The sequence below is a fragment of the Micromonospora sp. WMMD975 genome, assembly GCF_029581215.1.
In the GTDB taxonomy this organism is placed as follows: domain Bacteria; phylum Actinomycetota; class Actinomycetes; order Mycobacteriales; family Micromonosporaceae; genus Micromonospora.
The window spans coordinates 6,347,834-6,361,348 of sequence record NZ_CP120739.1; the positions used below are offsets into that span (position 1 = coordinate 6,347,834).

The 13,515-nt window shown below is 72.1% G+C and carries 18 protein-coding genes and 1 riboswitch; of the genes, 10 read left to right on the forward strand and 8 right to left on the reverse strand.

Translation table 11 applies throughout. From position 1 onward, the window contains the following. Positions 1–12 precede the first annotated feature (12 nt). Complete coding sequence (locus O7613_RS28585; protein ID WP_281585243.1) at positions 13–351, reverse strand: helix-turn-helix domain-containing protein; 339 nt, start codon at positions 349–351, stop codon at positions 13–15. Between the two features lie 172 nt (positions 352–523). On the opposite strand from O7613_RS28585, the gene O7613_RS28590 reads away from it, so the two are divergent. Further along, positions 524–1,177, forward strand: coding sequence for a carbonic anhydrase (locus tag O7613_RS28590; protein WP_282290975.1), 654 nt, complete (start codon positions 524–526; stop codon positions 1,175–1,177). A gap of 62 nt (positions 1,178–1,239) precedes the next feature. On the opposite strand, the gene O7613_RS28595 is transcribed toward O7613_RS28590, so the two are convergent. The 3 genes from O7613_RS28595 to O7613_RS28605 form a co-directional block, all read right to left on the reverse strand. Beyond that, a complete protein-coding gene (locus tag O7613_RS28595) occupies positions 1,240–2,265 on the reverse strand; it encodes a hypothetical protein (RefSeq protein WP_281585241.1) in 1,026 nt (341 codons plus the stop codon). A gap of 3 nt (positions 2,266–2,268) precedes the next feature. After that, positions 2,269–2,400: riboswitch (cyclic di-AMP (ydaO/yuaA leader) on the reverse strand. Positions 2,401–2,554: 154 nt separating this feature from the next. Next, the gene (locus O7613_RS28600; protein WP_282290976.1) at positions 2,555–3,853 is read right to left on the reverse strand and encodes a YibE/F family protein; all 1,299 of its coding nucleotides are present in this window, start codon (positions 3,851–3,853) and stop codon (positions 2,555–2,557) included. A 7-nt stretch (positions 3,854–3,860) separates the two neighbouring features. Further along, a complete protein-coding gene (locus O7613_RS28605; RefSeq protein WP_281585239.1) occupies positions 3,861–4,160 on the reverse strand; it encodes a metal-sensitive transcriptional regulator in 300 nt (99 codons plus the stop codon). A gap of 79 nt (positions 4,161–4,239) precedes the next feature. On the opposite strand from O7613_RS28605, the gene O7613_RS28610 reads away from it, so the two are divergent. The 9 genes from O7613_RS28610 to O7613_RS28650 all read left to right on the forward strand — a co-directional run bounded on the left by O7613_RS28610 (position 4,240) and on the right by O7613_RS28650 (position 9,622). Continuing rightward, positions 4,240–4,446 (forward strand): heavy-metal-associated domain-containing protein, encoded by a 207-nt coding sequence (locus O7613_RS28610; protein WP_281585238.1) that lies wholly within the window; start codon positions 4,240–4,242, stop codon positions 4,444–4,446. A 34-nt stretch (positions 4,447–4,480) separates the two neighbouring features. Then, entirely contained in the window at positions 4,481–6,733 is a 2,253-nt protein-coding gene (locus O7613_RS28615; protein ID WP_282290977.1) for a heavy metal translocating P-type ATPase, read from the forward strand. A gap of 69 nt (positions 6,734–6,802) precedes the next feature. Next, positions 6,803–6,976, forward strand: coding sequence for a CsbD family protein (locus O7613_RS28620; protein ID WP_282290978.1), 174 nt, complete (start codon positions 6,803–6,805; stop codon positions 6,974–6,976). Positions 6,977–7,123: 147 nt separating this feature from the next. Continuing rightward, entirely contained in the window at positions 7,124–7,549 is a 426-nt protein-coding gene (locus O7613_RS28625; protein WP_282290979.1) for a YbaB/EbfC family nucleoid-associated protein, read from the forward strand. Then, the gene (locus O7613_RS28630) at positions 7,549–7,872 is read left to right on the forward strand and encodes a hypothetical protein (RefSeq protein ID WP_282290980.1); all 324 of its coding nucleotides are present in this window, start codon (positions 7,549–7,551) and stop codon (positions 7,870–7,872) included. The genes O7613_RS28625 and O7613_RS28630 overlap by 1 nt, the downstream gene beginning before the upstream one ends. A 2-nt stretch (positions 7,873–7,874) precedes the next feature. Beyond that, entirely contained in the window at positions 7,875–8,369 is a 495-nt protein-coding gene (locus O7613_RS28635) for a hypothetical protein (protein ID WP_281585233.1), read from the forward strand. Positions 8,370–8,376: 7 nt separating this feature from the next. Next, positions 8,377–8,886: an EndoU domain-containing protein gene (locus O7613_RS28640; protein WP_282290981.1), complete on the forward strand. Its 510-nt coding sequence runs from the start codon at positions 8,377–8,379 to the stop codon at positions 8,884–8,886. Positions 8,887–8,912: 26 nt separating this feature from the next. Then, positions 8,913–9,347 carry a hypothetical protein gene (locus O7613_RS28645; RefSeq protein WP_282290982.1) on the forward strand — a complete coding sequence of 145 codons (435 nt, stop codon included), beginning with the start codon at positions 8,913–8,915 and terminating at the stop codon, positions 9,345–9,347. 50 nt (positions 9,348–9,397) lie between these two features. Further along, the gene (locus O7613_RS28650; RefSeq protein WP_282290983.1) at positions 9,398–9,622 is read left to right on the forward strand and encodes a hypothetical protein; all 225 of its coding nucleotides are present in this window, start codon (positions 9,398–9,400) and stop codon (positions 9,620–9,622) included. A 159-nt stretch (positions 9,623–9,781) separates the two neighbouring features. Here O7613_RS28650 and O7613_RS28655 read toward each other — a convergent pair whose 3' ends face one another. From O7613_RS28655 to O7613_RS28670, 4 genes are all read right to left on the reverse strand, one after another. Further along, on the reverse strand, positions 9,782–11,026 hold the full coding sequence (locus O7613_RS28655; protein WP_282290984.1) for a sigma-70 family RNA polymerase sigma factor: 1,245 nt from the start codon (positions 11,024–11,026) through the stop codon (positions 9,782–9,784). Then, a complete protein-coding gene (locus O7613_RS28660) occupies positions 11,023–11,391 on the reverse strand; it encodes a YciI family protein (protein ID WP_281585230.1) in 369 nt (122 codons plus the stop codon). The genes O7613_RS28655 and O7613_RS28660 overlap by 4 nt, the downstream gene beginning before the upstream one ends. A 107-nt stretch (positions 11,392–11,498) precedes the next feature. Beyond that, on the reverse strand, positions 11,499–11,723 hold the full coding sequence (locus O7613_RS28665; RefSeq protein ID WP_281585229.1) for a GntR family transcriptional regulator: 225 nt from the start codon (positions 11,721–11,723) through the stop codon (positions 11,499–11,501). Positions 11,724–12,249: 526 nt separating this feature from the next. Then, positions 12,250–13,500 (reverse strand): DUF2786 domain-containing protein, encoded by a 1,251-nt coding sequence (locus O7613_RS28670; protein WP_282290985.1) that lies wholly within the window; start codon positions 13,498–13,500, stop codon positions 12,250–12,252. Between the last annotated feature and the right edge of the window lie 15 nt (positions 13,501–13,515).

A 13,515-nucleotide genomic window follows, 5' to 3' on the forward strand; every position in this document is an offset into this window, starting at 1 on the left:
GCCCGGCGGGGGTCACCGCTCGGTGGTGTCCCGGGCGGGTTCGGCGGCGAAGAGGTCGAGCAGCGCACCCACCTGCTGGTCGGCCTCGGCCGGGTGCCGGAAGCGGCCGGTCGGGTTGATCGTGTATTCGTTGCGCCGGCCCACCCGGGTGCGGCGGAGGTAACCGCCGGCCTCCAGGTCGGCGACGATGGCTTGGGCCGCGCGCTCGGTGACGCCCACCTCGGCGGCCACGTCCCGCAGTCGTGCGGTGGGGTTGCGCGCGATGACCAGCAGCACGTGCCCGTGGTTGGTGAGGAAGGTCCAGTTCCGGCGGCTCCCGTCCTCGCCTGGTGTGGTCGCCATGGTGGTCATGGTATGGCTTTCCCGGCTCGGGCGCTCCGACCGCGGTGCGGGCCGGGACGGCGACGTATGAAACGCGTATCACGAAATCTTGACGTGCCTTCCGGCCGCGTGTGACGGTGGGTCGCGAGGCCGACACCGCCGGCCGGCCCGGTCGTTCCGCGCGAACACGAGGTGAGCAGCAATGAGCCTGACCACTCCTGACGAGGCGATCGCCGAACTGCGGGCCGGTAATCACCGGTTCGTCACCGGTGTGCCCCAGCACCCGAACCAGGACGCCGGGCGCCGGGCCGCGGTCGCCGACGGCCAGCACCCGTTCGCGGTGGTCGTCGGCTGCTCCGACTCCCGACTCGCCGCCGAGATCATCTTCGACCGTGGGCTCGGCGACCTCTTCGTGGTACGTACCGCCGGGCACACCGCCGGTCCCGAGGTGCTCGGCAGCGTGGAGTACGCGGTCACCGTGCTCGGCACGCCGCTCGTGGTGGTGCTCGGTCACGACTCGTGCGGCGCGGTTCAGGCGGCCCGGGAGGCGGTCCGCACCGGCGCCGCCCCGGCCGGACACCTCGGCGCGGTGGTGGACGCCGTCTCGCCCAGCCTGCTCCGGGCCGCCCGGCAGGGGGTCGAGGATCTCGACGGCATCATCGACGTCCACATCGCGCAGACCGTGGAGGCCCTGCTGGCCCGGTCGACGGTCCTCGCCGGGCGGGTGGCGGGCGGGGCGTGCGCGGTGGTCGGCATGTCCTACCGGCTCAGCGGCGGCGAGGTGCGGACGGTGGCGCAGTCACCGGCTCCGCTGCCCGCGCCGGCCGCGCCGGCGGATCCGGCACTCGCCGGCTGACCGCACCGGACAGACGGAAGGGGCCGCCCGCGGGCGGCCCCTTCGCGCGCGTGTGTGTGGCGTCAGAGCAGCGACATGTGCACGTGGTCGGTGTGGTTGGACGGCCCGCTGTAGGAACTCCAACCGGTCGCCGGGAACCAGATCTGCCGGTTCCAGATCACGTAGTAGATGCCCAGCCGGTCGGCGTTGCGGATGAGGAACGCGGCCACCTCGTTGCCGTACCTGCGGGTGTCGTTGTTGTGCCACGGCGAGAAGCCACTCTTCTGCAGCGACCAGTCGCAGGCCTTGCCCTTGGGGTGCTCCCACGGCCCGCCGGGGCGGTAACAGCCCACGAAACGGTTGAAGCCGGCCCGCTTGACCTCCTTGTAGGCGTGCAGCGTGCGCGGCGTGACGCAGCCGGAGGTGGTCGGGTCGTTCTCGCTGCACGACTCCGACTTCCACCCGCCGTCGGCGGTGCGGCCGGGGCCGACCTTGGCGACCGGCGACGTGGCCGAGACCAGACCACCGGTGAAGCCCAGCCCGCCGACGAGCTTCAGCGCCTTCTGCGCCTCGGTCCGCTCCCGGGCCATCGCGTTCGTCTGCTTCTCCTGCTCGCGCACCTCGGCGTCGATGGCCAGCTTGGCCTGGGCGGCGCGGTTCTTGGCGGCGTTGATGGCGGTGAGCCGTTGCGCGTTGAAGAGGTTGAGTTCGTCCAGAGCGTTGGCACGCCTGACGAACGAGTCGGGCGAGTCGCTCTCCAGCAGCATCGCCATCGCGCCCATCCGACCGGTCCGATAGGACTGTGCCGCGATCTGGTTGACCTGCGGGCTGAGCGCCTCCAACTCGGCCTCCGCCGCGCTCACCTCGGCGGCCAGCAGCTTCTGGCGTTTCTGCGAGGTGGTCAGCTTCGTCTTGGCCTGGAGGTACGCCCGGTTGGCGGAGTCGATCGCCTCGGTGATGAGCGGCGGGTCGTCGTCCTCCGCGTGCCCGGAGGGGCTGGGCGCGGCGGCGTGCGGGGCGGCTGTCGCCGGGGTCGGCCCGGCCAGCACGGCGCACGAGGCGAGCACGGCCACCACGGGTGTGAGCCAGCGGCGCAGGGGTGCCGTCACAGTGTTCCCTTCCGTCGGCCGCCGACCGGGTTAGCTGACGGGTTCGGGACGGAAGTGGCCCCTACCGCTCGCGCGGATTCACCCCATGTACCTGGTTCCCCGGCTCGCCCGGAGGCGATTGGGCGGCGGTACCGCAGGCACCGGTGCGTGCCTTCGGCGGTGACCGGCAGCGAGGTTACCCGACACCCCGACCGGGGATCTACGTCCGGAAGCCGACCAATCGCGAGAATTCGACATTGCCCAGCGTGACCAGCATCGCGTTTGATTCCGGCCGTCACGCTGCGGAGTGTCACCATGCGTCCTGCGTACTCCTCGGGTCGCCGGGCCAACGTTCGGCGGGCGCCCCGCCGAGCGCCTCAAGCGCCTCGTCCCGCTCCCGCGGCGACCGCGGGGCGGGCGGCGCCGGGTCGTCGTCCGGCCCGCGCCGCCCGGCGGTGGTGACGACCGCGGCGAGGGCGGTGGTCAGAGGTACGGCGGCGATCAGGCCGATGGTGGCCACCGCGCTTCGGACGATCTCCTGGGCCAGGAACTCACTGGTGAGGATCTCGCTCACCGGGCGGGAGTCGGCGACCAGCAGGAGCAGCAGCGGCAGTGAGGCGCCCGCGTAGGCCAGCACGATGGTGTTGACCGTGGACGCGATGTGCGCCCGGCCGACCCGGGTGGCCGCCCGGTAGAGCGCCCGCCGGGACAGCCCCGGGTTGGCGCGCGCCAACTCGGTGACGGTTGCCGCCTGGGTGACCGTGACGTCGTCGAGCACGCCGAGTGAGCCGATGATGATGCCGGCCAGCAGCAGCCCGTGCAGGTCGACGTCGCCCTGGAACATCGACAGCGTGGTGGCGTCCTCGCTGCCGAAGCCGGTCAGGTGGGTGGCGGCCGTGGCGAGCGTGCCGAGCGCCCCGGTGACCACCAGGCTGCCGAGCGTGCCGAGCACCGCCACCGACGTCTGCGCGCTGATCCCGTGCGTCAGGTAGAGCACCACGAACATGATCAGGGCGGCGCCGACGATCGCCACCGGCAGCGGGGACCGGCCGGCGCCGATCCCGGGCAGCACGAAGCCGAGCAGGATGGCGAAGCTCGCCACCAGGCCACCCAGCGCGGCCAGCCCGCGCCACCTGCCGAACGCCACGATCGCGGCGGCGAAGAGCGCCACCAGCCACACCAGCGGCGTGCCGCGCTGGTGCTCGGCGATGTGGTAGGTCGTCGCCGCCGGATCGGCCGGGTCGGTCAGCTCGACCAGGATCACCTCGTCACCGACCTCGACCCGGGGCGCGCCCGGCCCGGCGGGGATCGGCGTCTCGACCTCCCGGCCGGCGTCCGGACCCTGTTCCGCGGCGACGGTCACGGTGCCGCACCGCCCGGCGGTGCCCGCCGGCTCCTCCGGGGTCGGCGGGCAGGGCTCGGTCACCACCCGGGTCACCGTGCCGTGGTGACGCGGCACGTTCGCGCCGCCCGTCGGCTCCGGTCCGTGCCGGGGCCACAGCGCCAGCGCCGCGACCACGGTGAGCACGAACAGCGGCACCACGGTCGCGACGAGGATTCGGCGTACGCGCGGCGGCGCGGGGACGGTACGGCCGTGGTCGGCGCCCACGGGCCGGTCAGCCGCGCTTCATGAGACGGCCCACGGCGGCCATCATCTCGGTCGCCATCTCGTCGGCCCGGCCCTCGGCGGCGCCCTCGTGCATGCAGTGCCGGGCGTGGCCGTCGAGCAGGCCCAGGGCGACCTTGTCCAGCGCGGCCTGGACGGCCGAGATCTGGGTCAGCACGTCGATGCAGTAGCGGTCGTCCTCGACCATCTTCTCGACGCCCCGGACCTGGCCCTCGACGCGCCGGAGCCGGGCGAGGAGCTGGTCCTTGCTGGCGGTGTAGCCCCGGGTCGGGGTGGGCGGCGTGGTCATGCGCCGAGGATAGCGTACCCCTCGGGGGTATGCTAACGTTCGACTCCTACCCCTGGGGGGTATCGGATCGGAGGGCGAGATGGACACCACCTACCAGGTCAACGGCATGACCTGCGGCCACTGCGTCAACGCGGTGAGCGCCGAGCTGACCGCGCTGCCGGGCGTCACCGACGTCCAGGTGGACCTGGCCACCGGCCGGGTCACCGTCACCAGTCAGAGCCCGCTTGACGCGGACGCCGTACGCGCCGCCGTGGACGAGGCCGGCTACGACCTCGCCGGGGCGTGACGGTCCACGGACCCGCGCAACCGAGGAGGCACCGATGAACACCACGGGAAAGGCGCTGCCCACCGCGCCGAATCAGATCGAACTCGCCATCGGCGGGATGACCTGCGCGTCCTGCGCCGCCCGGATCGAGAAGAAGCTCAACCGGATGGACGGCGTCGAGGCCACGGTGAACTACGCCACCGAGAAGGCCACCGTCCGGTACGCCGACGAGGTCGCCCCGGCCGACCTGATCGCGACCGTGGAGAAGACCGGCTACACGGCCGTGGTGCCGCCGCCGCCCGCGCCGGCTCGCGAGACCGTGGCCGGTGAGCCGGCGGACGAGCTGCGCGGCCCGCGTACCCGACTGTGGGTCTCCGCCGTGCTGACCCTGCCGGTGATCGTGCTGGCCATGGTCCCGGCCTGGCAGTTCGACTACTGGCAGTGGCTCTCGCTGACGCTTGCCGCGCCGGTGGTGGTCTGGGGTGGGCTGCCGTTCCACCGGGCCGCGCTCGTCAACCTGCGGCACGGCGCAGCGACCATGGACACCCTGGTCTCGCTCGGCACGCTCGCCGCGTTCGGGTGGTCGCTCTGGGCGCTCTTCCTCGGCGACGCCGGCATGCCGGGGATGACCCACCCGTTCCGGTTCGACATCACCCGGAGCGACGGCGCCGGCAACATCTATCTGGAGGCCGCCGCCGGGGTGACCGTCTTCATCCTGGCCGGTCGATACTTCGAGGCCCGCGCCAAGCGCACCGCCGGCTCCGCCCTGCGGGCCCTGCTCCAACTGGGCGCGAAGGACGTGGCGGTACGACGCGGCGGGCAGGAGGTCCGGCTCCCGGTCGACCAGCTCGTGGTCGGCGACCGGTTCGTGGTGCGCCCCGGGGAGAAGATCGCCACCGACGGCGTGGTCGAGGAGGGCACCTCGGCGGTCGACGCCAGCATGCTCACCGGTGAGTCGGTACCGGTCGAGGTGGGCCCCGGCGACACGGTGGTCGGCGCCACGATCAACGCGGGCGGCCGGCTCGTCGTTCGGGCCACCCGGATCGGCGGGGACACCCAGCTCGCCCAGATGGCCCGGCTGGTGGAGCAGGCCCAGACCGGCAAGGCCGCGGTGCAGCGGCTCGCCGACCGGATCTCCGGCGTCTTCGTGCCGATCGTGATCGCCCTGGCCGCCGGCACGCTCGGCTGGTGGCTCGCCACCGGCGCCGGGCCGACCGCCGCGTTCACCGCCGCCGTGGCCGTCCTGATCATCGCCTGTCCGTGCGCGCTCGGCCTGGCCACCCCGACCGCGCTGCTGGTCGGCACCGGGCGCGGCGCGCAGCTCGGCGTGCTGATCAAGGGGCCGGAGGTGCTGGAGTCCACCCGGCGGGTCGACACCGTGGTGCTGGACAAGACCGGCACCGTCACCACCGGCCGGATGGCGCTGGCCGAGGTGCGGCCCGCCACCGGCGAGGACGCCGCCGAGCTGCTCCGGCTGGCCGGCGCGCTGGAGGCGGCCTCGGAGCACCCGATCGCCCGGGCGGTCGCCGAGGCGGCGGCCCAGGCCGGACCGTCGGTCGCGGTCGACTTCGCCAACGTCGAAGGGCTCGGGGTGACCGGCACCGTCGACGGGCGGAGCGTGGTGGTCGGGCGGAACCGACTGCTGCGGGAGCGCGGTCTCGACGTACCCGAGGAGGTGTCGCGGGCCGCGACCGGCGCGGAGGCCGCCGGCCGCACGGCGGTCCTGGCCGGCTGGGACGGGCGGGCCCGCGGGGTGCTCGCGGTGGCCGACGCGGTGAAACCGACCAGCCGGGCGGCGGTCGACCGGCTGCGCGGTCTGGGGCTCACCCCGGTGCTGCTCACCGGCGACAACGCCACCGTGGCCGCCACCGTGGCCGCCGAGGTGGGCATCGACGAGGTGATCGCGGAGGTGCTGCCCGCCGACAAGGTGGCGGTGGTCGAGCGGCTCCAGCGCGAGGGTCGGGTGGTGGTCATGGTCGGCGACGGGATCAACGACGCCGCCGCGCTGGCCCGGGCCGACCTCGGCCTGGCCATGGGCACCGGCACCGACGTGGCGATCGAGGCCGCCGACCTGACCCTCGTCCGGGGCGACCTGCGGGCCGCGGCGGACGCCATCCGGCTCTCCCGGCGCACGCTCGCGATCATCAAGGGCAATCTGTTCTGGGCGTTCGCCTACAACGTGGCGGCGCTGCCGCTGGCCGCCGCCGGGCTGCTCAACCCGATGCTGGCGGGTGCGGCGATGGCCTTCTCATCAGTCTTCGTGGTGGCGAACAGCCTGCGGCTGCGGCGGTTCCGCCCGATCGGGTGACGTTGGATTGGGCCGGCGGCCGTCGGGGTAATCAGTTGTCGTCACGCAACTGCTGAGTTGGAGGTTCCCATGGGTCTCGACGACAAGATCGACAACACGTCCCAGGACACCGCGGGCAAGGTCAAGGAGGGCGTCGGCCGGGTCACCGACAACGAGCGCCTCGAGGCCGAGGGCCGCAACGACCAGGCCGCCGCCAAGCTCAAGCAGGCCGGCGAGAAGATCAAGGACGCCTTCAAGAGCTGACGTACGCCTCGCACCACCACCGGGCCGGCCTTCGGGCCGGCCCGGCGTGCTGTCCAGGACCATCCACGGTCGCTCACCCGGGGCCACCCCGGCTCGCGTTCGGTGCATAAGATGCGAAGCGACCTCGATTCCGGCAGGAGCTGTGCGATGGCCCAACCCGCCGACCCGTCCGGCCTCGGCCGGGTCCTGTCCGAGACCATGGCCGCGTTGCAGCGGCACAACGCCGCCGACGACGGTGCGCCGCCCGCGCCACCGGAAGGCGTCGGTGAGGCCGCCGACGGCCTGATCCGGGTCACCGCCGGCCTGCCCGGCCGGCTCACCGCCGTGGCCCTGGATCCACGGGTCATGCGCATGCCGAGCGAAACCCTGGCCGAGGAGATCGAGGCGGCGGTCAACGCCGCGCTCACCGACCTCCAGGAACAGGCCACCGCCGCCGTCCCCGGCCAGGTTGACCTGGGCTCCCTGGGCGAGCAGCTACGCCGGATCCAGGAGGACGCCGGCCGCCAGTTCAACGCGTTCACCGACGCGCTCGTCGAGGCGCAGGACCGGCTCTCCAAGCGGGACGGTCGCTGATGCCGGTCGAGGTCGACCCCGACGCGCTCGGCGCATCCGGGCAGGCGCTGGGCGGTGCGGCGACCCGGTTCGGTCAGGCGCTCACCGCGTTCCGGGCCGAGCTGGCCGGATTCGGTCGCCCCTGGGGCTCCGACGACATCGGCTCGCTGATCGGGGCCGCGCACGACGAGGTCTCCGCGTTCGCCTTCGAATGCTTCGACACCGCGCTCGACGAGATCTCCGCAGCCGGCGTCGACCTCGGTGACATGGCCGCGCGTTACGCCGAGGTCGAAGCCAGGATCACGCAGGGCTTCGACGGTCTGCGCCGGTCACTGGGAGGCTGACGATGGGCTTGGAGCTGCCCGGCGAGCTGCGGTCGCTGCTCGGCGTCCTGGGCTACACCTGGCCGGAGGCGGACGAGGTCAAGCTCTTCGAGATGGGCAACGCCTGGATCCGGTTCTCCGGCACCCTCTCCGGCGTGGTCGCCGAGGCGAACACCGGGGCGGCGGCGGTCTGGACGCAGCACACCGGCCAGGACATCACCGCGTTCCAGACCTGGTGGAACCGGGAGGACAGCCCCGCCGACAGCCTCCGCGACGGGGTGACGGCCGCGGTGCTCACCGGCACCGGCCTGATCATCTGCGCGGCGATCGTGCTCGCCCTCAAGGTCGCCGTCATCGTGCAACTGGTCATCCTGGCCATCGAGATCGCCCAGGCCATCGCCACCGCGGCGGTCACCTTCGGTGCCTCGCTGCTGGAGATCCCGGTCTTCCAGCAGTTGACCCGCACGATCGTCGGCAACCTCGTCCAGGAAGTCCTCTGGAAACTCGTCGACGGGTGAGCTGGTGATGGCCAAGGGGTCGGGCAAGGCCAGCGGGCGGCTGATGCGGGCGGCATTGAAATACCTGAAGCGCGCCAACAAGCGCAACCGGCCCGGCCGGATGACCCCGCATTCGCGAGAGCACGTGTTCAAGGGGCACGAGCGGCCGGGCAAGACCACCGGCTCCGGCTACCACTACCGGCCGGGCGGAGAAGACTTCCCGGGGCGTCGATTGAAACCCGGTACGGTCCGCCGGGACCCGCGGACCCAGGCATATACGGCCGAGCCGGAATACTTCGATCGATCCGCCAACCCGCCTGCCGGAGCATGGAAGCCGAAGGGTGGCAATAACGGCGTAAGCTCCTTCTTTCCCGATCACTGGAGCCCGGCCGAGGTGGACGCGGCCATTAGCGGCGCCTTTCAGAACGCACGTCGCCTACCCGACGGTACGTGGCGCGGCAGCTACCGCAACGTGACGATCGAGGGCTACTACCATCCTCAAACGGGTGCGCTGAAGCACGGCTGGCCTGTGGTGTGACGACTCGGAGGTTGTCCGTGAGTGCAATGACGTTTTCCGTCGACGAGTTCAAGCTGCCGCTGTATCACGCGGACGACGCCCGCCACGAGGCGTTGGGGGTGTGGCTGACCACTGATATCTCCGTCTACTTCCGAGTATGCCTGGACGCTCTCGCCATGATCGACGACGTGTCGCACGGCAGGGAGCCCTTTGAAGAGTGGAGCAGCGACAAGTTCGACGTCCACTTCGGAGCGGACCGGGTGACACTCCAGAACCAATGGTTGGAGTTCCAGCACGGCGAGTACTCGGTGCCGGAGGTTCGCGAGGTGCTGGAACGGTATTGGCGCTTCCTGGTCAGCATGCCGGAGCGCACCGATCTCGTCCGTGAATACCACCCGGACCTGCCTCAGTGGCAGGCCGATCTGCTCCGTTGGGAAGAGACCTGGCAGATGCCGCACCCGTACCGGGGGCGGCTGTTCTGACCGGAGACATCAGCTTCTACGTCGATGAGTTCGGGCTGCCGCTGTTCGACGTGACCGATCAGCGTTACCGGGCACTCGGCGCGTGGCTGCTTACCGACGTCTCCGTCTACCGCTCCGCCTGCCTCGCCGCGCTCGCGATGATCGACGACGTGGCGCACGGTCGGCCGCTCGACGACGGGTGGGACGGCGACAAATACGAGGTCAGATTCACCGCCGACGGCCTTGAGTTCGACAACGAGTGGGTCGAGGGGGCGCGGCCGCTACTACCGGCCTGACCTGCCCCGTTGGCAGGCGGAGCTGGTGCAGTGGGAGGAGCGTTGGGGCCGGCCGCACCCGGACTGGGTCAGTTGTTCTGATCTGGCCGACACCAGAGGGCTTTCCTTTGGGTGCATCTGTTGTCGCTGGGGCGACAAGAGATGCACCCAAAGCGTGTCTCAGGGGTCGACGGCGAGGCGGGCGGCGCGTACCTCCAGGTAACGCCGCTCGGGCAGGCTGGTGGTGGCGCGGGCGGCGGCCAGGTACGCGGCCCGGGCGTCCGCCCGCTCGCCGGCGAGTTCGAGCAGGTGCGCGCGGACGGCGGCCAGCCGGTGGTGGCCGGCGGTCCGGTCGTCGGCGTCCAGCGGCGCGAGCAGGGCCAGACCGGCGCGGGGTCCGTCCACCATGGCCACCGCGACCGCCTGGTTGAGTGTGACCATCGGATTGGGTGCGAGCCGGGCCAGCACCCGGTAGAGCGCGACGATCTGCGGCCAGTCCGTCGTCGCGGCGGTGGGAGCCTCCGCGTGCACCGCGGCGATGGCCGCCTGCACCTGGTACGGACCGGGCGCGGACCAGGTCAGCGCCTCCGTCACAAGCGCGATCCCCTCCGCCACGGCGGCCCGGTCCCAGCGGGTTCGGTCCTGCTCCGCCAGGGGCACCAGCTCTCCGTCCGGGCCGGTACGCGCCGCCCGGTGCGCGTCGGTGAGCAGCATCAGAGCCAGCAGCCCGGCCACCTCGCCGTGGTCCGGCAGCGATCGGCGCAGTTCCCGGGCCAGCCGGATCGCCTCCCCGGTCAGCTCGGCCCGGTGCAGCTCGTCCCCGCTCGACGCGGTGTAACCCTCGTTGAAGATCAGATAGAGCACCCGTAGCACCGCGCCCAGCCGCTCGTCCCGGTCCGCCGCCGAGGGCAGCGTGAAGCGCGCCCCGGCCGCCTCGATCCGCTGCTTGGCCCGGCGGATCCGCTGGCTCATGGTGGCCTCCGGCACCAGGTGCGCCCGGGCGATCTCGGCGGTGCTCAACCCGCCCACCGCCCGCAGGGTGAGCGCCACCTGGGCGCCGGCCGGCAGCGCCGGATGGCAGCAGAGGAAGAGCAGCTTCAGCGTGTCGTCCCGGCTCGGCGGTTCCTCGTCGGCCGGCGGGGCGACCGTCGTGTACGCCGGCTGCCGGACGCCCACCGCGACCTCGCGTTCCCGCCGGGCGTGTTCGCTGCGCCACTCGTCGGTGAGTCGGCGGGTGGCCACGGTGACCAGCCAGGCGCGGGGATGGTCCGGCACGCCCTGCGCCGGCCACTGGGTGGCGGCGGCGAGCAGCGCCTCCTGGACGGCGTCCTCGCAGGCGTAGAACTGGCCGTGCCGGCGCACGAGCACGCCGAGGACCTGCGGTGCGAGCGTCCGCAGCAGGTCCTCGACCGCCCGGGAGGTCACATCTCCGTCCCGGCCTGCTCCATCACCGCGCGCACCTCAAGCACGCCGAAGCCGTGCCGTACGTCCGGCCAGCTCGCGGCGATCTCGGCGGCCCGCTCCGGGGTCTCGCAGTCGACCGTCAGGTAGCCGGCGAACTGCTCCTTGCTCTCCACGAACGGCCCGTCGGTGATCTCGGTGCCGCCGGCCGTGGCCCGCACCGTCCGCGTCTGCGACGGGTGGGCCAGCGCCTCCCCGCCGACCAGCTCGCCGGACTCGGTCAGCTCCTTCATGATCTCGTCGACCTCGCCGAAGATCGCGTTGCGCTCTGCCTCGGACAGCTCCTCGACGAAGCCGGGCCGGTTCCAGATCAGCAGCATGTACTTCATGGTCCACTCCTCGGGTTCGGGCCACCGTCGGTGGCGCCTCGCAGACGGGTCGGAGCCGACCGGCCCGATCCGACAGGTCGCGTTGCGGTTTCTGGAGGGGTGGGAACCTACTCGGGCTCGGCTACGAAGACGCCTTGCCCCTGCTGCCCGTAAATCAGGTTCCGGGCGTGCAGTTCCTTCACGGCGCGGTAGGCCGTAGAACGGGCGATGTTGTACAACTCGCCGATCTCGGAAACCGATGGCAGTTGTTGGCCCGGTGCATAGTCGCCAGAACGAATCTTGGCCTCGATGTCATCGGCTACGCGCCGGTAGTGCGGTGGTCGCGTCGGCATGATCGGCTCTCCTGGACTTCAGCGGCGGTCATGTTTCCAGCCCGGACCGGCTCAGGACAAGCGGGCAATCCGACAAAGTGGAGACAGTGAGAACTTGACTACAGTGAGACAGTGGATACAGTGAGACAGCGGTCGGACACTCCTGGACTTCAGCAATCCGAGGTTTCCGGTCGTTCCGCCGTGGGGGAGCACGACGCATGGACTCTGCCCCCTACGGCGGCCTACTCGTGACTGTTCGGGGAGGGCTGGTCATGCCGATCGACGAGCCGGGTGCGGCCTCGGAGGCACGGGAAGTCTTCGAAGCGCATCGCATCATCGAAGTTCACTGGGTGCCCTCTGATCGCCCATGAAGGGGCTGCCTGCAATGCAAGGATCGGCACACCTGCGCCCAACTCGATTGGGCGGTGGAGCGGTTCGCACACTACGCCTCGATCAGCCTGCAGAAGCGATGACCGACGTGTTCATCCGGCGTCGATCATGAACTAGGCGGCGACAAAACGGACAGCGTACGCCGTGAACTTCATGATCAACGGGGCGGGCGGCCGTGCACGGGGCGGGGGGCGGGGCGGTTGGCGTCTAGTGAGGCGCGGTCGGCGGCGGTGGTGCCGGAGGACCACCCCTCGCTGTCGCGCACCTGGAGCCGGTGCCGGGTGGTGCCGGGAAAGAGCTGGTCGGCGCGGCTCCGGACGGCGTCCGAACGGCTCGCGAGCACCGGCAGCAACCGCTCGTCGTCCCGCTCCTCGGTCGCGGCGACGCTTGCGGCCCGCAACCGCTCCCCGATCCGCAGCGCGAACGCATTCAGGAACGACTCGTCGTAGCCCTTGGTGCGCCGCCCGCTGCGCATGCCGCGTCCGCTCCGATCGCTGTCCGTGCCGCGTCCGCTCCGCCCGCTGCCTGCGCCGCGTCCGCTCCGCCCGCGCAGCATCGCGGCGGTGGCCTGCACCAGCAGCGACGTGTGCAGCAGGTCGACCGCAGCCAGGTCGGCCGGGAAACCGAGCACGGTGGCGAAGCCCAGGTCGTCGGACCAGACCGACTCGCACCGGTTCGCCGCCGCCACCTCCTGGATCAGCAGCGCCTTCGCCGCGGCGTACGGGGCGTCGGTGCCGAGGCGCATCCCACCCGGTTGGTCCGGCCGCTCGGCCGTGGCATCGAGCAGCGCCGCGTCGATGCTGTGCCGGGCCATCAGCTCCTGCGCCTTGGCGGTGAACGCCTCCGCCTCGGCCGGGTAGCCGCTCGACTCGGCCTTGGCCAGCAACGCGCGTACCCGATCGAGCATCCGGGAGCCGGTGGCCGGCGCGGCGGCGAACGGGACGGCGACCGCGCCCGGCGGCGGCCGGAGCAGCGCGATCGGCGGCAGCCCTTCGACCAGGACGAGCGCGTCGACCGCGTCCCGCAGCGCGGTGATCCGGTCGCCGTCGGCGCGGCGGTCCAGCCAGCCCGCGTCGGCGTCCCAGCGCGCGCCCAGCTCGGTGAGCTGCTCGTCGAACCAGGCCGGGACCGGTGCGGGTAACCCGCGTCGCTGGGCGGCCAGCGCGTCGCGCAGCAGCCGGGCGCCGCGTGGGCTGAGCCGGCGGGTGGCCAGCCGGTCCAGGTCGACCGGCTGCCAGCCGCGCGGCCAGAGCCGGCCCACGGCCCGGGACAGCCGGGTGAGCAGGGCCGCGTCCACCGCCGCGCCGTCGGCCACCACCAGGGCGTCGAGGGTACGCTCGGCGGCGCGTACGTCGGTGCCGCGCGCCGCCGCGAGGGCGTCGGCGAGCAGCGGCTCGGCTGATGACACGGGTGGCTCCCTGGA